The following is a 19331-nucleotide window of genomic DNA, read 5'->3' as shown; positions in this document are numbered from 1 at the left end:
TAACCAACTGTTATTATTAACAATAGTTAATACAATGAGATAACTCTTATTTACCCGTCAATCAATTGCAGTAGCTGACCCTTTCTTATAAATTTGGGTTTCACAACTACAAGGAATGGCCCTATGTCTATGCTCATTGTTGTCGCGGTCCTGATAGCCTTGATGGGATTTGCAATTTCCCGCCACTGGAAGGTGCGTGAAGACAAAAGCGTTAAAAATCCCCGTCGCCACCCGCGCCGCCGTTAACCGGCGCGCGGGCCTGCGTCCACCGGCAGCCATAACCGATTGCTGACGCACCCAAACATTTCACGTATACTTCCCCTCTTATTTTTTCCGTCCCGACACGCACGCGGGATGACGACATCGGCTCGCCCTCAGCTGGCGGGCCTTTTCAGCATATGAAGGTAACGCGGTGAATATTCAGGCTCTTCTTTCCGATAAAGTCAGTCAGGCGATGGTGGCGGCAGGCGCACCGGCCGATTGCGAACCGCAGGTTCGTCAGTCTGCAAAAGTGCAGTTCGGCGATTACCAGGCGAACGGTATCATGGCCGTGGCGAAAAAGCTCGGTCAGGTGCCGCGCCAGCTGGCTGAGCAGGTAGTTCAGCATCTGGATCTGGCTGGCATCGCCAGCAAAGTCGACATCGCCGGTCCCGGCTTTATCAACATCTTCCTCGACCGCCAGTGGCTGGCACAGCAGGCCGCGCAGGCGCTGCAGCTGCCACGCCTGGGCGTCAGCGAAGTGACACCTCAGACTATCGTGATTGACTACTCGGCGCCTAACGTGGCGAAAGAGATGCACGTCGGTCACGTGCGATCCACCATCATCGGTGATGCCGCAGTGCGCACCCAGGAGTTTCTCGGTCATCACGTCATCCGCGCTAACCACGTCGGTGACTGGGGCACACAGTTTGGCATGCTGATCGCCTATCTGGAGAAGCAGCAGAACGAGCACCATGAAGATATCGCGCTGGCTGACCTTGAAGCCTTCTACCGCGAAGCGAAACGCACCTATGACGAAGACGAAGCCTTCGCCGAGCGCGCCCGCGGTTACGTGGTGAAACTGCAGGGTGGCGACGAATATTGCCGCGCCATGTGGAAAAAGCTGGTGGATATCACCATGAGTCAGAACCAGCAGGTGTATGACCGCCTTAACGTCACCCTGACGCGTAAGGATGTGATGGGTGAAAGCCTGTATAACGACATGCTGCCGGGCATCGTCGCCGATCTGCGCGAAAAAGGGCTGGCAGTGACCAGCGAAGGCGCCACCGTGGTCTTCCTTGATGAGTTTAAAAACAAGGAAGGTGAACCGATGGGCGTGATCATCCAGAAGAAGGATGGCGGCTATCTCTACACCACCACCGATATCGCCTGCGCCAAATATCGCTACGAAACGCTGCATGCCGATCGCGTGCTGTACTACATCGATTCCCGCCAGCATCAGCATCTGCAGCAGGCGTGGACCATCGTGCGCAAAGCGGGCTACGTGCCGGAGTCAGTGCCGCTGGAGCACCATGCGTTCGGCATGATGCTGGGTAAAGATGGCCGTCCGTTTAAGACACGCAGCGGTGGCACCATCAAACTCTCCGATCTGCTGGATGAAGCCGTTGAGCGCGCCCATGCGCTGGTGAGCGAGAAGAATCCGGAGATGAGCGCGGCAGAGCTGAAAGAGCTGGCGGAAGTGGTCGGTATTGGCGCGGTGAAATACGCCGACCTGTCGAAAAGCCGCACCACCGATTACATCTTCGACTGGGACAACATGCTGGCGTTTGAAGGCAACACCGCGCCGTACATGCAGTATGCCTACACGCGTGTGCTCTCGGTATTCCGTAAAGCGGGCATTGAGGCAGACAGCCTGCACGGTGATATCATCCTGACTGACGAGCGCGAAGCGCTGCTGGCGACCCGTCTGCTGCAGTTTGAAGAGACGATCACCCAGGTCGCGCGCGATGGCACCCCGCACGTGATGTGTGCTTATCTGTACGATCTCGCCGGTCTGTTCTCGGGCTTCTATGAGCACTGCCCGATTCTCTCCGCGGAAGAGGAAAACGTACGCAATAGTCGCCTGCAGCTGGCTGCGCTGACAGCGAAAACCCTGAAGCAGGGGCTGGATACGCTGGGCATCAAAACCGTCGAGCGAATGTAAGCCTAAAAAAACCCGCTGCGGCGGGTTTTTTATTGGCTATTGGCTATTTGCTATTGGTAATTGACCATCACTTCACTGCTCACCACCCGCAGGCCGGGCGGCAACGCGCCCTGCCCCTGAAATCCGAAAGCCAGATGCAGCGTTTCATCGGCTGCCACGTTGGCGAGGCCGCGTGTGCTGCCGCTGGCGCCGTCCAGCTCCACGCAGCGCTGGCTGGCGCACAGCCGCACCACCAGACCGGATGGCGCCGGGCGGCTCAGCGTGTAGCGCCAGTTCACCAGCGAAATAGTCCCTGCAGCCGCCGAGGGCGCTTTAAGCGCCGGCGACAGCAGCCAGTTGCCGCGCACGCCAAGGCTCGGGCCGCTGGCGCTGGCCTGCCACGCACCGCTGGCGGCTTTGCCCGTTAGCGGCAGCGCCAGCAGCGCTGCCAGCAGCCATGAGAGCATCACGCCTCGCATTATTTGCCGCCTATGGTAGCAGTCATGCGGATCTGCCGGTTATCGGTCAGTTCCATATTGGACAGCACCACCAGCTGCGGCAGGTTACGGCGCAGGAAGCGCGCCAGCAGCGCCCGCAGCGGATGATTAACCAGCAGCACCGGCGGCGCACCGGTCATCTCCTGCTGCTGCAGCGCGGCCTGCGCCTGCATCAGCAGTCGATCGGCAAGACCCGGTTCCAGACCGCCACCGCCCTGCAGCGCCTGCAGCAGCAGACGCTCCAGTGTGGCATCCAGTCCAATCACCTGCACTTCGCCGTTGCCCGGGAACCACTGCTGGGTAATCGCGCGGCCCAGCGCGACGCGTACCACGCTGGTCAGTTCCTGCGGATCGTTCTGCACCGGCGCATGTTCGGCCAGCGTTTCGATAATGGTGCGCATGTCGCGGATCGAGACGCGCTCGGTCAGCAGATTTTGCAGCACTTTGTGCAGCGTGGTCAGGGTAATCACGCCCGGCACCAGATCTTCCGTCAGCTTTGGCATCTCCTGGGTGACGCGGTCCAGCAGCTGCTGCGCTTCCTGACGCCCAAACAGCTCGCTGGCGTACTGGCCGATCAGGTGATTAAGGTGGGTCGCCACCACGGTACTGGCTTCCACTACAGTGTAGCCCTGAATCTGTGCCTGCTCTTTCAGCGCGCTGTCGATCCAGATGGCCGCGAGCCCAAACGCCGGGTCCACCGTCGCTTCACCCGGCAGCGTGCCCGCCGCCGTGCCCGGGTTGATCGCCATCCAGCGTCCCGGATAAGCATCGCCGCTGCCAATCTCCACGCCCTTCATCAGGATGCGATAGCGCGCCGGCGGCAGCTCCATGTTGTCACGAATGTGCACCACCGGTGGCAGGAAGCCAACCTCCTGCGCCACCTTTTTACGGATACTGCGGATACGCCCGAGCAGCTCGCCGTTTTGCAGATGATCGACCATCGGAATCAGGCGATAGCCCACTTCCATGCCAAGCGAATCTTCCAGCTGGACGTCGGTCCACGAGGCTTCGACCGTGGCCGGCGTCTCCTGCGTTTTCACCACGCTGGAGGCTTCACTTTGCTTCTTCGGCTGCATTTCGCGGCCGCGCAGCCACCAGGCCAGGCCGAGCAGCGCCGCGGTGAACAGCAGGAACACAAAGTTCGGCATGCCGGGCACCAGGCCCAGCAGGCCAATCACGCCGGCGCTCAGCATCAGCACGCGCGGATTGTTAAACAGCTGGCCCACCATCTGTTCGCCGACGTCCTGATCGGTGCTGACGCGGGTAACGATGACACCGGCAGCGGTCGAGATCACCAGCGCCGGAATCTGCGCCACCAGGCCGTCACCGATGGTCAGCAGCGTATAGGTTTCCCCGGCGTGGCCGAGATCCATACCGTGCTGCACCACGCCCACCAGCAGGCCGCCGATCACGTTAATCACCATGATCAGGATGCCGGCGATGGCGTCGCCGCGCACAAACTTACTGGCACCATCCATTGAGCCGTAGAAATCTGCTTCCTGGGTCACCTCGGTGCGCCGGCGTTTGGCTTCGTCTTCACCAATCAGGCCGGCGTTCAAATCGGCATCGATCGCCATCTGCTTGCCGGGCATACCATCCAGCACGAAACGCGCGCCCACTTCGGCGATACGTCCGGCACCTTTGGTGATGACCATGAAGTTGATGATTACGAGGATGATGAACACCACGATACCAATGGCGAAATTACCGCCCACGAGGAAGTGACCAAAGGCTTCAACCACGCGCCCGGCGGCATCAGCACCCGTATGCCCTTCCAGCAGGATGATACGCGTTGAGGCGACGTTCAGCGCCAGACGCAGCAGCGTTGAGAACAGCAAAATGGTCGGGAAGGCAGCGAATTCCAGCGTGCGCTGGGTGAACATCGCCACCAGCAGCACCATGATGGACAGCGCAATGTTGAAGGTAAACAGCAGGTCAAGGATGAACGCCGGCAGCGGCAATACCATCATTGACAGGATCAGCATGATCAGCACCGGACCAGCCAGCACCTGCCATTGCGTGTCTTTAAAATTGCCCGGTAAACGCAGCTTTTCGGCCAGATTAGCCATGGTTGGTGTTCTCTCCTGCAAAGTCCATCTCTGCCGGGACCGGCAGATGTTTTGGTTTGTTTGGAATCAGGCCGCCTTCGCGCTTCCAGCGTCGCAGCTGCCAGACCCACGCCAGCACTTCTGCCACGGCGGCATAGAGCGCGCCGGGAATAAACTGGCCAATTTCCGTATGACGATAGAGCGCACGCGCCAGCGGCGGCGCTTCCAGAATCGGTACGCGATGCTCTTTTGCGATTTCACGAATGCGCAGAGCAATGTCACCGGCGCCTTTGGCAATCACTTTCGGCGCACTCATCTTGCCTTCCTGATACTGCAGCGCCACCGAGTAGTGCGTCGGGTTAGTCACGATGACGTCCGCCTTCGGTACGTCGGCCATCATGCGGCGGCGGGCGGCGGCACGCATCGCCTGGCGGATACGCCCTTTAACGTGCGGATCGCCCTCGTTCTGCTTGTGTTCATCGCGAATTTCCTGGCGCGTCATGCGCAGCTTTTTGAAGTAGCTGTAGAGCTGCCAGAACACGTCAAAGCCAACCATCGGGATCAGTCCCAGCATCACCAGCGCACAGCTGATGGCGGTCATCGACAGGCCATGCTGCAGCGCATTCACCGGCGATTCGCTCATCAGGCGCAGCATCTCCTGCCAGTGACTCCACAGATACCAGCCGGCCACCAGCGCCACCAGCACCGCTTTGAGGATTGCCTTCACCAGTTCCGCCCACGTCTGACCGGAAAACATGCGCGCAATACCCGGTAACGGGTTGAGCTTTTTGAAATCGAATTTGATGGATTTTCCGCTGATGTTGATTCCGCCCAGAATCATCGGCGCGGCGATGGCCACGATCACCAGCCCGGCCATCAGCGGCAGCAGCGCGATCACCGCCTGCATCACCAGGTTGCCGATGTGCGAGACGATAATTTTATCGTCGTTGACCATGCCGTGGTCAAAGCGGAAGCCGGTGGCCACCATGCTGGCCAGCCGTTGCGCCATATTGTGGCCGCCCAGCCAGATGATCAGCAGCCCGGCCAGCAGCATCAGTACCGAAGTCAGCTCGCGCGAACGCGGAATCTGCCCCTCCTGCCGTGCTTTCTCAAGTCGGTGGGGGGTGGGCGATTCTGTTTTGTCCTCGTTGCTCTCTTCAGCCACGACATACCTCAGCTGGCAGGAATTCTGAGCATAGGATGCCAAAACCCTTCGGGTCTAAAGCGCGGATTAAGCGAGAAAAAGATGGGTTTATTTAGCCATAAGTGAAATCAGGCCCTGCGCTAACCTGATGCGGGCCAATCACCAGCGCACGGTTCCGCGACCTTTGCTGCTCATTACGGATTAAGTGGCGCAGCCAAGCAAAAGCCGTGCCGGACTGGCTGGGTTAATGACACGGCTGCGCCCGGAAATTCCGAAAATCATAAAATTGTTTCGCCGCGCAATCTTTTTTTATCTGAAAAAATAGATAAATCTTATTTACCAATTCCCCTAAGCACCATCAAGGGGCAAATGTCGCGCCGCACGCCAGCCGCGCTTGCTTACGCAAATAAATTAATGCAGCTTATCTATCGTCCCAGCCAGAACGATCGTGGGGTGCCGTTAAGGCGTTTTTTCGCCCGGTAGCACGGGATTTGCCGCGGTGCAATGGTTTGAATTCTCAAAAGTCTTAGGTAGACTTAAGTCAGCACTATCTTTCTGTAATTTGACTGTTTTTTAGTGGCCTTCTCACTGCATAATCTGCCCGCCCGCTAAGTGCGTGCCGGATACAACTCTGCAGCGATACTGATGAAAATTTGAGGATCATGGTGAATAAGAGTCTCTTGCTAACGCTGCTGGCGGCTTTAACGCTGGCGGGATGTAAAGCGCCTCCACCGCCCGTGACGGATGACACCCTGGTCACCAGCGAAGTGAACGGCGTAAAACTGGTTCATCGTCATGCAGTGGCAGCACCCGGTGAATTTACCCCGGTGAATGAGAGCTTTCGCGCGCTGTATGCCGCCTCTGTGATGACCCTGCCGGATTACGGCGGCAAAGTGGTCCGTTATCTGGATAACGCCCAAACCTTTGAGGTGCTGGGTCGCGTCGAGCACAACTGGCTGGCGATTGCAGAAGAACCCAGCGGTCAGCTGATTGGCTACGTGCCCCCCAAAGCTGGCGTGGAGAGCAGCCGCTATGATGCCACGCTGCGCAGCGACCGGCCGCGTCCCCGTCGTACTAAACAGGTCTGCGTGGCCGTGGGCGGCGCCAGTAAAGCATGCCGCACCAATGATACCGCGACCTGGATCTTAGACTGATGATGCAATCCGGCGCATATTGCCCGCAGCACACCGCTGCTTTGCGGGCTAACCGTTCCGTTATTGCCAGGATAATTGAGATTTAATGACTCAGGACTCCCTTGCCCGCGATGGCATTGTCGCGGGCAACGATAACCTTTTGCTGAATGCCGCAGCCCCGATTCTGAATGCCGTCGTGCGTATACGGCAGGCGGCGACGCACGACGATCCCGCCGGCCTGCGTCAGCTGCTGATTGAAGAGATCCGCCAGTTCGAGCAACGCTGCAAGCAGGCGGGTTTGCCATTTGAGATGATCATCGGTGCACGCTACTGCCTGTGTAGCGTGCTGGACGAAGCGGCGGCGCAAACTCCCTGGGGCACGCGCGGCGTCTGGTCCGGCAATGGCATGCTGGTGACCTTTCATAACGAAAGCTGGGGCGGCGAAAAAGTGTTCCAGCTGCTGTCGCGCGTGTCGCAAAGCCCGCAGCAGCATTTATGGCTGCTGGAAGTGATTCACTACTGCCTGCTGCTTGGCTACGAAGGGCGCTATCGCGGCAGCGACAGGGGACGCGCGCAGTGTGAAGGCATCCGTAAACGGCTGGCGCAGCTGATCGCGGAAACCCGACCGGCGGCACCACCGCGCGCGCCGCTGGTGGAAGTGCATCCGCTGGTCAGCACCCTGACGCGACCGATGGTGCCACTGTGGGCCTGCGTCACGCTGGCCACGCTGATTGCCTGTCTGGTCTACAGCGGGCTCAACTGGCGGCTGGGCAATGCGGCCGAACCGCTGCTGCGCGCCATCTATCAAACCCCGCTGCCGCAAATCATGCCGGGCCGCCGCCCCACCTCACCGCAGGCGCTGCTCGATCTGCATCAGCGTCTTAACGACGTGATTGCCGCAGGCCAGCTGGAAGTGAGCGATGGTGCCTTTGGCAGCAAAGTGATCATCCCTGCGGACAAGCTGTTTGCGCCGGACGGTACGGTGGTAAACCAGGTTGGCCGCGCGCTGCTGGCGCACGTGGCCAGCGCGATGAAGACGGTAAAAGGCACGGTGCTGGTATCGGTCTATACCGATAATCGTCCGGTGGATGGCCGTTTCGCCTCCAGCTATGAATTCTCCTTCGCCCGCGCCCGTGCCGTTACGCAACTGCTGAATACGCAGCTGGCGGACGGTCACAGCGTTAAAGCCGAAGGCCGCGGTGACAGCAATCCGCTCTTACCCAATGACAGCAATGAAAACCGCGCCCGCAATCGCCGGGTGGAGATCACCCTGTTTGCGGCACCGGAAACCCTCGGCAACCATCAGGGAGGCCAGTGATGCGCGCATCACTCCAACATCTGTTAACCCATCGCCTGCTGTGGGGCCTGATTGGCGTCACGGCACTGAGCTGCGTGCTGTGGATGCTCGGTCCGCTGTGGAGCTGGGGTGACACCCGTCCACTGGAGCCGGTATTCCCGCGCCAGCTGGCGGTCGGCCTGCTCTATTTCTGCTGGGTGCTGTTCCAGTTTATTCCTGCCATCTGGCGCGGCTGGTTTAACAGCAAGCTGCTCAATCGCCTGCAGGAGATGAGTCACGAAGAAGCGTCCGATCGCCAGGCGACCGAGACGCTGCTGACCCAGCGCTTCAGCGAAGCGGCGCTGCGGCTGAAACGCACCCAGTTTGGTCGCCGGCATCAGAAAAGCTGGCTGGCGCGTTTTCAGAGTCACTATCTTTATCAACTGCCGTGGTACGTGATGATTGGCGCGCCCGGTGCCGGTAAAACCACCGCGCTGCTGAATGCTGGCCTGGAGTTTCCGTTAACTGACAGCCTCGGCAAAGAGGCGGTACGCGGCGTCGGCGGCACGCGTCACTGCGACTGGTGGTTCACCGACAGCGCAGTCTTAATCGACACCGCGGGCCGTTACGCACTGCAGGAGAGCCAGCGCGCGCGCGACGGCGCCGAGTGGCACAACTTCATAAAACTGCTTAAGCGCTACCGCACGCGCCAGCCGATCAACGGCGTGATCATGACCATCAGCGTGGCCGACCTGCTGACCGACTCCGCCGAGGCACGTCACGCCCAGGCCAGCGCGCTGCGCAGCCGCATGGTCGAGCTGCATCAGCAAACCGGCATTCATTTCCCGGTGTATGTAATGGTCACCAAAACCGACCTGCTGAAAGGGTTTATGAGCTTTTACGGCAACCTGAGTAAGCCACAGCGCGATGCCATCTGGGGCTTCACCTTCCCGTGGGAACCGGGCAAGCCGCATAAAGATGACTGGCACCGCAGCTTTAGCGAGCGCTTTCAGCAGCTGGAGCAGCGTCTGCAGCAGCAGCTGGCCGACGTGATGGCCGGCGAGCGCGATCTCACCCAGCGCGCCGACAGCTTCCTGTTCCCGCAGGAGTTCAGTTCACTGCGTCCGTTACTCAACGAATATCTCGACGTGGTGTTTTCCCGCCATGAGGATGAGATTGCCTGGTCTGCGCGCGGGCTGTTCTTCACCAGCGGTACCCAGGAAGGCCTGCCGTTTGACCGCATCATGGGCGAACTCAACCGCAAGCTACAGCTGCCGCACACCGGCGAGTCGAGCCTTGCCGCGTGGGACAGCGTTAACCGCAGCAATCCGATTCCGGGTACCAAAGGCCAGAGCTTCTTTATTCGCGACCTGTTAAGCGACCTGGTGTTCCGCGAAAGCGGCCTTGCCGGCAGCAACCGTCACTGGGAGTATCGTAACCGGCTGCTGCACTGGATCGGTTACGGCGCGCTCACCGGCGCGTTGGTGCTACTCTCCGGTTTGTGGCTCACCAGCTACGTGCAGAATCAGCGTTATCTCGATCAGGTCGCGGCGCGTATCGGGCCGATTACCGCGCAAAGTCAGCAGGTTATTCATCAGCCAGCCGATAATATTTTTGATCTGCTACCCTTCTTAAATAACCTGGTGAAACTGCCGCTGTCGGCGCATTTTTCTCTCGACAATCCACCGCTTACCATGCGCGCTGGACTGTATCGAGGTAACCAGGTGAGCGATGCCGCATGGGTGCTTTATCAAAATGCGCTTAAGTCTTTACTGCTGCCGCGCGTGGCCCAGCAAATTACCAACCTGCTGCGTGACGATCCCGGCACCGACAATGACTACAGCCGCAATGCGCTGCGCGCTTATCAGATGCTGTATCAGCCGCGTAACTACGACGGCGAATTTCTGCGCGGCTGGCTGATGCAAAATCTGCAGCGCACGCTGCCGGACAACGTCAGCGCGCGCGATCTGCAGCAGCTTGACTGGCACCTGAGCCAGCTGCTCGATCAGCAGATTCAGTCTTCGCCTTATGCGCGCGACAATGCGCTGATGATGCGTAAGCTTGCGGAAAATCTGAAAAATGCCGGTCAGAATGGCCGTATGCTGGCGGTTGCGCCACACACCGTATCGCAGCGATTGACCGGACACAGTGAGTAATGGTGAGGTAACCATGGCGAGTTACACCGCGCCGGGCTGGTATGGCAAATTACCGGCCACCGGTGATTTTCTGCGCCAGCGGCTCAGTGAAGCCACGGTGACGCCGTGGAGCCACTGGTTTCAACAAGGCTTAATCCACTGGCATCAGCAGGAAGAGGCCAGTACGCAACAGTTTTTACGCGCGCCGGTATGGAATTTTGTCCTGCCGCTATCGCCGCTGCGCCAGCAGGTGCAGCTGGGCTGTCTGCTGCCCTCGTGCGATCGCGTCGGCCGTGCGTGGCCGCTGCTGGCGCTGCACAGCATTCCGCTCAGCGCGTGGCATGCTTCACAACTGGCGATCTCCGGCGACTGGTATCAGGAACTCGGCGCGCTGCTGTGGCAGGCGGTGCGCGATCGCCACAGCCCGGACGCGCTGGAGACGCAGATTCAGCAGCTGGCTCCGCTGCTGCTGCCGGATAAGCAGCGCAGTGACATCATGGATGTGATTGGTTTTGACGATTTGCCCTGCACCCTGAGCTGGCGTGAAGTGGCCGACCGTTTTGATCCCCAACAGCACATTAGCTACTGGTGGAGTAATCGCAGTGACGGCTTTGCCCACGCCACGCATAAACACAGTGGCCCGCTCACCGCGCAACTTTTTTCGTTATTGTTTAACCCGGCGGCGGGTGCCCAGCCGGGACGTAATGGCCTCTATCCACCGATGTTTGAGTAGGCCAGTGCGCTTGCCTTGTTAACGGGATGACTCATGCAATTTACCATTGTGCAGTGCAATACGGATGTGCCCGCCAAAACCGTCGCGTTTAGCCCGCCTGGCGGGACTATCGGCCGCAGCCAGGATAACGACCTGGTGCTGCCCGACGAATCGCGCGCTATCTCGCGCCTGCAGGCGCTGGTGCACCTGTCGCCAGACGGCGAGTGCCGCCTGACCAACCAGGGCAGCGTCACTTCGGTGGTGCTGAACGGCGTGGCGCTACAACGCGGCTCGCAGGTGCGGCTGCGCCACGGCGATACGCTGCAGATTGGCGAATATGGCCTGGAAGTGCGCGACCCGGCGTGTCAGAACGCACCGCAGGATGATCCGCTGGCGTTTTTTGCTGACAGCGCCGCCGATCCGCTGGGTATGCAGCAGGACGAAAACGTGCCGGAACCGGAAGTCCTGCCGCAGAGCGACAGTCCGCGTCACGAACGCCGCCCGGACGCGCGCCTGGCGATCGATCCGCAAAGCGATGCGCCCGTGATGCCAGCCGTGCTGGCAGACGCCGATCAGGACAAACTGATCGCCGCGCTACTGGAAGGTATGGGCCTGAATAATGGTCACCAGACGCCGATCACCGAAGAGCAGATGCGCGTCACCGGCCGCATGCTCAGCCTGTTTTCGCAGGGTACGGTTGCCCTGCTCTCTTCGCGCTCCATCCTCAAGCGCGGCGTGAAAGCCGACATGACGATGATCCTTAACGAAGCCAACAACCCGTTTAAAATTCTGCCCTCCGGCAAAACCGTGCTGATGCAGATGTACCAGAGCCAGATGCCTGGCTTTATGCCGCCGGAAGCGGCGGTGCGCGATGCGCTGGTGGATTTACAGGCGCATCAGCTGGGGATGATTGCCGGCATTCGCGCCATCATTGCCGCGATGCTGCAGTCGTTTAATCCGCAGCGTCTGGAAGAGGAAGCGTGCAAAGACGGCGTGCTGCCTAAGATGCCGTTCAGCGGCGGACGCAAAGCGGCGCTGTGGGACTATTTTCTCCGTCACTATCAGCGCACCGCGGGCGAGATTGAAGATGACTTCCACACCCTGTTTGGTGAAGCCTTTCTGCATGCCTACGACATGGAAGTGAATCAGTACAAAGATTCCCAGACGCGGACCGAAGACGCATGAAGATGAAGTTTGCCAGCCGCTGCCAGCAGGGTATGCGTGACGAAAACCAGGATCGCACCGGTGCCGAAGTCGATGAACAAAAAGCCTGTTTTCTGGTGTGCGACGGCGTGGCCGGTCTGCCCGGCGGCGATTATGCCGCCCAGCTGGTACGCGATACCCTGCTGACGCAGCTGCAGCAAAGCGACACGTTCACGCCGGAGAGTACGCGCGCGGCGATTGAGAAGTGTCAGCAAACGCTGGTCAGCGCCCAGGGGAACAATCCGAATTTTTCACGCATGAGCACCACCCTTGCCGCCCTGTTTATTGACCGCACAACGCAGCGCGCATGGTGGGCTCACGCCGGTGATAGCCGGGTTTATCACTTCCGCCACGGGGTGCTGCATCAGGTGACGCGTGACCACAGTCTGGCGCAGCAGCTGTGCGAAGCCGGCTATGAAAATACCGGCATTAACAGTAATTTACTTTATAATGCGCTGGGTATTGAGCCGGCCCGACCGGCCACCTTCAGCGAGGTGATTGAGCTGACCGATGGTGACGCATTTCTGGTCTGTACCGACGGCTTCTGGCTCAACCTCACCACCGACGAAATGGAACAGGCACTGCGCATGGTGAACGCCTGCGAAGAGTGGCTGGCATTGATGGAACAGGCCGTAAACCGCAGTGTTAAAAGCGACAATCTCAGCGCTCTGGCAATCTGGATTGGCGAACCGCAGGACGCGACGCTGCTTTATTCCCAGGCTGATGCGGCACGTTTTCTGCCGTCACGTTATTGATTGCAAGGATCATTATGAAACTGTGGTTGCCGGGCGTTGCCGCCCTGTTACTGGCCCTGAATGCGCAGGCGGAAGATTACCGGGTGGTCTACTCGCCCAGCCTGTCGCTGGAAGTCTATATCGATAACGTTGCCAGTAATGCGCCCGACGACTGGTGTAAAGAGACGCTGCCGCTGCGCATCGTGTCCGGTAAAAGCAGCGACACCAGCATTCTTACCAGCTTCCTGCCGCGCGTCGGTACGCTGCTGGCGAACCAGTGCGGCCTGCTGGATGAGATCCCCTGGCAGATGACCAGCAAAGAGGGCAGCGTGCTGGCTAACGGCAGCGCGGCAAAACTGCAGAACTGGCGGCCGATCATCCTCAACGACGCAACCGCCAGCGCCAGCGCAAATACCGCGGCGCCGCTGGATTTATCGCGTCCGGCCGACAGCACGCCGCTGCAGCACTTCGCCCTGCCCGGCGGCTGCCATTTCCGTACCTGGTGGGATGAAAACGGCGGTTCGCTGTTTATCCCTGAGAACCCGCAGCAGCATTGCTCAACCGAGGGCTGGCTGGAAGGTCCGGCGGCGATGACGCTGCTGAGTGACGGCAAAACGCGCAGCCAGACGGTAACCTTCCTGCAGGGTTATCCCATCGCCGATCTTACGCTGACCCGCACGCCGCTGGAGGTGGTAGCGGTGAACAAACAGCGCATGATTGTCACGCGGCCCGATGCCAGTGATAGCTGGCTGGTGCTGCCGTTTGATGCTCAGCAGCACGTCTGGCGTTTCAGCGGCACGCTGCTGATTAAAATGGATAAAAACACCGGCACGGATAGCGAAGCGGTGAAATCGCGGGTTGATAGCTTACGCGGCATCTGGTCGCCGCAGTTTATGCCACAGCAAAAAGTGACTGTGTTACTGATTGACACCCTGCACGCCGATCTGGCCGATCCGGCAATTGGTGCCTGGCGTAACATTAATTAATTAGCGGTTGTTGCCCGCCGTCACCGGCGTGACGGGGCGCTACAGGACGTGTTCAGAGAGCTCACTATGTCGGCAAACGAAAATCATACCCCCAATGCCCTGCCTGCGGGCTACCGGTTTAACGAGTTTGAAATCAAGGAAGTGATCGGCGGCGGCGGCTTTGGCATTGTCTATCGCGCCTGGGATCATCAGCTGGAACGCACCATCGCCATCAAAGAGTACATGCCGGTGTCGCTGGCGGTACGCGGTGCGGATCTGGCGCTGGAACTGCGCGGCGAGCGCTTCCAGAAACTGTTTAATGCCGGACGCAACAGCTTTATTCAGGAGGCACGGCTGCTGGCGCGCTTCAATCATCCCGGTCTGCTGCACGTCCTGCGCTTCTGGGAAGAGAACGGCACGGCTTACATGGGCACGCTCTACTACAGCGGCATGACGCTGAAAGAGTGGCAGCTCACCAGCCCGGACAGCATTGACGAAGCGTGGATTCGCCGTCTATTACCGCCGCTGTTTGGTGCCATCAACACCATTCACACCGCCGGTTACCTGCATCGTGATATTTCGCTCGATAACATTCAGATTCAGGAAAACCAGCTGCCGGTGCTGCTCGACTTTGGCTCGGCGCGCAAAGAGATTGGCAACCTGTCGGATGAAACCGAGATCATGCTCAAGCCGGGCTTCGCGCCAATTGAGCAGTACAGCGAAGAGGGAGAAGTCGAACAGGGACCCTGGACCGATATTTACGCGCTGGGCGCGGTGCTGCATACGCTGATCACCGGCCACGCGCCGCCGGTCAGCGTGGTGCGCTGCATTGAAGATAACTACCAGCCGCTGGTGGAGCGCAAGCCTGAGGGGTATTCGCTGCCGCTGCTGCACGCGATCGACTGCGCGCTGGCGATGAAGCCGGAAGACCGGCCACAGAGTATTGATGCTTTTGCCCGGCTGATCGATCTGCCGGTGAGCGATGTCGAAGCGCTGGTGACGACCTTCCCGGTAACCGCGGAGAGCCAGCCCGTGCCCGAGCCGGTAGCGGCCGTGCCGGAACCGCAGGTAATGGCGGTTAATCATGCTGCAGCCGCGATTGAACCGGTGACGCCACGCAATGTGCGCCGTCTGTCGCCCGCCCTGCTCGCTGCCGCTGCCGTGGCGTTGCTTGCCGTGGTGGTCGTAGTGTGGAAAGCCAATCGCCCGAGCGACGCACCGCCGGTGGCGGCCAGCAACGCCCCGGCGGCAACACCCTCAGCGGGCAGCGCGCCCGCCAGCAGCGCACCAACCATGGCGACGGTTTATCTGCAGTTGCAGGCAGGGGAAAATATCGTGCTGAACGGCGAAGCGAAGGATGTGAAACCCGCCAGCAGCGGTTTCGCCTCGCTGAATCTGGCGGCAGGCAGCTATCGTATTGAAGTGCATCACGGCAGCCAGGTGCGCAGCCAGATGCTGACGATTAACCAGCCGGGCACCTGGCTGATTAATCCGGGTAATTGAGGTTAGCCGCGCGCGGCGCTCTGCTGCAGCGCGCGCACTTCGGCCGCAAGGCGCGTTAACGCTTCTTCCTGCATGCCGCGTTTGCCCAGCTCCTGTTCCAGCGAAAACAGATACTGCGCGTTGCTGCCGAGCGGACCGCTAGCCTGAGCGATCAGCGGAGCAATGGTGCTGCGGCAGGAGTCGGCTTCATACAGCGGATGACGCGGATCCATGATAAACACCAGCGCCGTAACCGTGCGGCCATCCTCCAGCGTCAGTTCACACCAGGTGGGCAGATAGCAGCCGGTGATCATTTCCCGTTTCCACAGCAGTTCAAGCTCTTCATGCAGGCGCGCTTCCGGCAGGCGAAACGCCAGACCGCTGGTAGAACCGCCCTCTTTCAGCGCCAGCATCCGTCCTGGTGCGGCAACGGTGCCGCGTCCGGCGGTCAGCCGCAGGCAAAAGGCACGATGCCAGCCCTCAAGCCGTCCGGTCGCCACCTCTTCCGCTTCAAAAACCGGGTTCCACATCAGGGAACCGTAGCCGAAGATCCACACCGGGCTTTGATCGGGACGACAGGCAAGCGTGGCGCAGAGCGACGCCGCGCGCTTCTCACAGCTCCACAGCAGCGCTTCGTCAATATCACCAAATGAAGTTTTGCAATCCGCTTTTAGTAAGAATTCCCGGGTTAACACTGCGATCTCCTCTACTGCGCTGACCTTCCTGTCGTTATGGCTCCCTGAATCTGCGATTTTACAGGCGGCGCCCGCGGCGTCGACTTAAGACAAGACAGTAATGCATTTGCCATAAACGTTTCAAGATTGACCCCGATCACAAAGGGGAAATTATCTGTAAATAGCATCGGCTGCCTGGCAGGATTCTTGAACGAAGCGCGGAGAAGTGTGAAGCGGGCCGCAGTGGCCCGCGCGGGAGCTAGTGTTTAGGATGCCACTTGTCGTCCTCGCCTTTGGCGTACTCTTTTTTGACCGCCGCCCAGGCGACTTTGTGTGCCACCTGCTCGCGCGATTCATCACCGCGACGATCGTCTTCATCTTTATACTGATCCCAGGCGCTGTTAAACGCCTTTTGGTAGATGGTTTGCGCATGGCCCGGCAGCACGTTGCGCACGCTGTCCGGCAGTTCCCGGTTCGATGAATAAGGCATAGTTCCTCCTGTTTCAGGTTCCCTGTATAAGTCTGGAAGAGAACGGCAAAAACGCAAACCTGCTATTTCATACTTCTGCCAGCAAAAAAGGCGGGTAGTGAGGATAAGGCCAGATAATTCAGTTCTTTTCTTCCTCCTTTTATGCAGGATAGATGAGAAACACGCAACATTAACCTGCTGATGAAAAGGGTTAATTCGCTGATTAACGCGAATTTCGCTTCATTCAGATAAAAATGACAAAAAGTAAAAACGCGTAAAAAATCTGCGTGAGCAGTGGTGAAAAGTTACACTGCGCTTCGTCAGATGAGTCACTATATTTATCAGGCAGCAATTGCCTGTTTTTGTTCTTTTTGCCGAAGAGGATGGCGCATGGCTGGACATGAGAAGACCCGACACAGCGAGTATTCGCTGATTTTCCCGATTCTGGCGCTGGCGGTGCTGAGCTTTTTTGGCGGCCAGACAGCGCTTCTGCCGGTGATCGGCATCAATCTGCTGGCGCTGGTAGCGATTTTAAGCAGCGCCTTCAGCGTAGTACGTCACGCCGACGTTCTGGCGCACCGGTTAGGTGAACCCTACGGCTCGCTGATCCTCAGCCTGTCAGTGGTCATTCTGGAAGTGAGCCTGATTTCGGCGCTGATGGCGACCGGCGATGCAGCGCCCGCGCTGATGCGCGATACGCTCTACTCCATCATCATGATCGTTACCGCCGGACTGGTGGGCTGTGCCCTGCTGCTTGGCGGGCGTAAATTTGCCACCCAGTACGTTAACCTGGCCGGCGTGAAGCAGTACATGATCGCCATTTTCCCGCTGGCGATTCTGGTGCTGGTGTTTCCCAATGCCCTGCCCGGCGGTAATTTCACTACCGCGCAGGCGCTGATCATTGCTGCGATCTCTGCGGCGATGTACGGCGTGTTCCTGCTGATTCAGACCAAAACCCACCAGAGCCTGTTTGTTTACGAGCATGAAGACGAGAGCGATGATGGCGACCCGCACCACGGTAAGCCTTCCGCGCACAGCTCGCTGTGGCACACCGCGTGGCTGATTGTGCATCTGATCGCGGTGATCAGCGTGACGAAGATGAACGCCAACTCGCTGGAAATGCTGCTCACTGAAATGAACGCGCCGGAGCAGTTTACCGGTTTCCTCGTCGCGCTGCTGATTCTGTCGCCGGAAGGTCTGGGCGCAATCAAGGCGGTGCTGATGAATCAGGTGCAGCGCGCGATGAACCTGTTTTTCGGTTCGGTGCTGGCCACCATTTCATTGACGGTGCCGACGGTGACGATCATCGCCACCCTCACCGGTCAGCAACTGATTTTCGGCCTTGAGCCGCCGCATATGGTGATCATGAGTGCGGTGCTGATTCTGTGCCACATCTCGTTCTCCACCGGACGCACCAACGTGCTCAACGGCGCGGCGCATCTGGCGCTGTTTGCCGGTTATCTGCTGACAATTATGCTGTGATGTTGAATGAAGTGGTCGCCATAAATGGCGACCCTACAGCGCAGGGTGCGCATTCATGTGCATCAGGTGAAACGGTCGCCATAAATGGCGACCCAACAACGCTGGGCGCGCATTCATGTGCATCAGGTGAATCGGTCGTCATGAACGGCGACCGTACAACGTGAGGTGCGCATTCATGTGCATCAGGTGAAACGGTCGCCATAAATGGCGACCCAACAACACTGGGCGCGCATTCATGTGCATCAGGTGAATCGGTCGTCATGAACGGCGACCGTACAATGTAGGGTGCGCATTTATGCGCACCTGGATAGAGATATCCTAACGGCTCAATGACGGGGGATGATTGCAACGTCATCTTGCTGATTGATAACAATCAGTTACTGGTGTCCAGCTCCGGGAAGCTTTTAACCAGATCGTCAATCGCTTTCATCTGCGCCAGGAACGGTTCCAGCTTATCGAGCGGCAGCGCGGACGGGCCGTCACATTTGGCGCTGTTCGGTTCCGGGTGCGCTTCGATGAACAGACCGGCGATGCCTACCGCCATGCCCGCACGCGCCAGTTCGGCAACCTGCGCACGACGACCGCCGGAAGCCGCGCCAAACGGATCGCGCGTCTGCAGCGCATGGGTAACGTCAAAAATCACCGGGCTGTTGTTAGTGACTTTCTTCATCACATTGAAACCGAGCATATCAACCACCAGGTTGTCATACCCGAAGTTACTGCCGCGGTCGCACAGAATCACCTTGTCGTTGCCACCTTCGGCAAACTTATCGACGATATTGCCCATCTGGCCTGGGCTGACGAACTGCGGCTTCTTCACGTTGATCACGGCACCGGTTTTCGCCATCGCTTCCACCAGATCGGTCTGACGCGCCAGGAAGGCTGGCAGCTGAATCACATCCACCACGTCGGCGACCGGCTGCGCCTGCCAGCTTTCGTGCACGTCAGTGATAATTTTCACGCCGAACGCCTGCTTCAGCGCCTGGAAAATTTTCATGCCTTCGTCGAGGCCGGGACCACGGTAAGACTTGATGGAAGAGCGGTTGGCTTTGTCAAAAGAGGCTTTGAACACATACGGAATGCCGAGCTTGTCGGTTACCTTCACGTAATGTTCGCAGATGCGCATGGCGAGATCCTGGGATTCCAGCACGTTCATGCCGCCGAAGAGAACAAATGGCAGATCGTTTGCGACCTTGATATCGCCGATACTCACTACTTTCTGTGTCATGCCCTTTCCTTAAATGTCGGGGGACGC

Annotated in this window: 17 protein-coding genes; 11 read left to right on the top strand and 6 right to left on the bottom strand. The window is 59.0% G+C overall.

What is annotated here, in order from left to right:
- The first annotated feature begins 123 nt into the window (after positions 1-123).
- Positions 124-246 (top strand): hypothetical protein, encoded by a 123-nt coding sequence (locus AC6I8F_RS08490; RefSeq protein ID WP_007889544.1) that lies wholly within the window; start codon positions 124-126, stop codon positions 244-246.
- A gap of 166 nt (positions 247-412) precedes the next feature.
- Positions 413-2143: an arginine--tRNA ligase gene (argS, locus tag AC6I8F_RS08485; protein WP_031280190.1), complete on the top strand. Its 1731-nt coding sequence runs from the start codon at positions 413-415 to the stop codon at positions 2141-2143.
- 50 nt (positions 2144-2193) lie between these two features.
- On the opposite strand, the gene flhE is transcribed toward argS, so the two are convergent.
- From flhE to flhB, 3 genes are read right to left on the bottom strand one after another with little or no spacing between them, the layout of a single operon-like run.
- On the bottom strand, positions 2194-2589 hold the full coding sequence (gene flhE / locus AC6I8F_RS08480) for a flagellar protein FlhE (RefSeq protein WP_262264729.1): 396 nt from the start codon (positions 2587-2589) through the stop codon (positions 2194-2196).
- Positions 2590-2600: 11 nt separating this feature from the next.
- Positions 2601-4688, bottom strand: a complete 2088-nt coding sequence (gene flhA / locus AC6I8F_RS08475) for a flagellar biosynthesis protein FlhA (RefSeq protein WP_021509954.1) — start codon at positions 4686-4688, stop codon at positions 2601-2603.
- The gene (gene flhB, locus AC6I8F_RS08470; protein WP_021509953.1) at positions 4681-5832 is read right to left on the bottom strand and encodes a flagellar biosynthesis protein FlhB; all 1152 of its coding nucleotides are present in this window, start codon (positions 5830-5832) and stop codon (positions 4681-4683) included. The genes flhA and flhB overlap by 8 nt, the downstream gene beginning before the upstream one ends.
- Before the next feature lie 641 nt (positions 5833-6473).
- On the opposite strand from flhB, the gene AC6I8F_RS08465 reads away from it, so the two are divergent.
- The 8 genes from AC6I8F_RS08465 (at position 6474) to AC6I8F_RS08430 (ending at position 15472) form a co-directional block, all read left to right on the top strand.
- On the top strand, positions 6474-6965 hold the full coding sequence (locus AC6I8F_RS08465) for a hypothetical protein (protein ID WP_021509952.1): 492 nt from the start codon (positions 6474-6476) through the stop codon (positions 6963-6965).
- 85 nt (positions 6966-7050) lie between these two features.
- A complete protein-coding gene (icmH, locus tag AC6I8F_RS08460) occupies positions 7051-8262 on the top strand; it encodes a type IVB secretion system protein IcmH/DotU (protein ID WP_498028732.1) in 1212 nt (403 codons plus the stop codon).
- Positions 8262-10376 (top strand): type VI secretion system membrane subunit TssM, encoded by a 2115-nt coding sequence (gene tssM, locus AC6I8F_RS08455; RefSeq protein WP_058774570.1) that lies wholly within the window; start codon positions 8262-8264, stop codon positions 10374-10376. Before icmH ends, tssM begins: the two co-directional genes overlap by 1 nt.
- A gap of 13 nt (positions 10377-10389) precedes the next feature.
- The gene (tagF, locus tag AC6I8F_RS08450; RefSeq protein ID WP_058771215.1) at positions 10390-11088 is read left to right on the top strand and encodes a type VI secretion system-associated protein TagF; all 699 of its coding nucleotides are present in this window, start codon (positions 10390-10392) and stop codon (positions 11086-11088) included.
- Positions 11089-11121: 33 nt separating this feature from the next.
- Positions 11122-12252 (top strand): type VI secretion system-associated FHA domain protein TagH, encoded by a 1131-nt coding sequence (gene tagH, locus AC6I8F_RS08445; RefSeq protein ID WP_498028731.1) that lies wholly within the window; start codon positions 11122-11124, stop codon positions 12250-12252.
- Entirely contained in the window at positions 12249-13025 is a 777-nt protein-coding gene (locus AC6I8F_RS08440; RefSeq protein ID WP_136548312.1) for a PP2C family protein-serine/threonine phosphatase, read from the top strand. Before tagH ends, AC6I8F_RS08440 begins: the two co-directional genes overlap by 4 nt.
- 14 nt (positions 13026-13039) lie before the next feature.
- Entirely contained in the window at positions 13040-13990 is a 951-nt protein-coding gene (locus AC6I8F_RS08435; protein WP_058757494.1) for a hypothetical protein, read from the top strand.
- A 66-nt stretch (positions 13991-14056) separates the two neighbouring features.
- Positions 14057-15472 (top strand): serine/threonine protein kinase, encoded by a 1416-nt coding sequence (locus AC6I8F_RS08430; protein WP_498028730.1) that lies wholly within the window; start codon positions 14057-14059, stop codon positions 15470-15472.
- 2 nt (positions 15473-15474) lie between these two features.
- Here the strand turns inward: AC6I8F_RS08430 and AC6I8F_RS08425 are convergent, their stop codons facing one another.
- A complete protein-coding gene (locus AC6I8F_RS08425) occupies positions 15475-16146 on the bottom strand; it encodes a gamma-glutamylcyclotransferase (RefSeq protein WP_021508695.1) in 672 nt (223 codons plus the stop codon).
- A 238-nt stretch (positions 16147-16384) separates the two neighbouring features.
- A complete protein-coding gene (chaB, locus tag AC6I8F_RS08420; RefSeq protein ID WP_498028729.1) occupies positions 16385-16615 on the bottom strand; it encodes a putative cation transport regulator ChaB in 231 nt (76 codons plus the stop codon).
- A gap of 369 nt (positions 16616-16984) precedes the next feature.
- Here chaB and chaA point away from each other — a divergent pair, with 369 nt between their 5' ends.
- Positions 16985-18076 (top strand): sodium-potassium/proton antiporter ChaA, encoded by a 1092-nt coding sequence (chaA, locus tag AC6I8F_RS08415; protein WP_498028728.1) that lies wholly within the window; start codon positions 16985-16987, stop codon positions 18074-18076.
- Between the two features lie 373 nt (positions 18077-18449).
- On the opposite strand, the gene kdsA is transcribed toward chaA, so the two are convergent.
- On the bottom strand, positions 18450-19304 hold the full coding sequence (gene kdsA / locus AC6I8F_RS08410) for a 3-deoxy-8-phosphooctulonate synthase (RefSeq protein ID WP_021509944.1): 855 nt from the start codon (positions 19302-19304) through the stop codon (positions 18450-18452).
- Between the last annotated feature and the right edge of the window lie 27 nt (positions 19305-19331).

The organism is gamma proteobacterium symbiont of Axiagastus rosmarus, from assembly GCF_059730925.1.
This window is presented reverse-complemented; position numbering and strand designations above follow the sequence as displayed.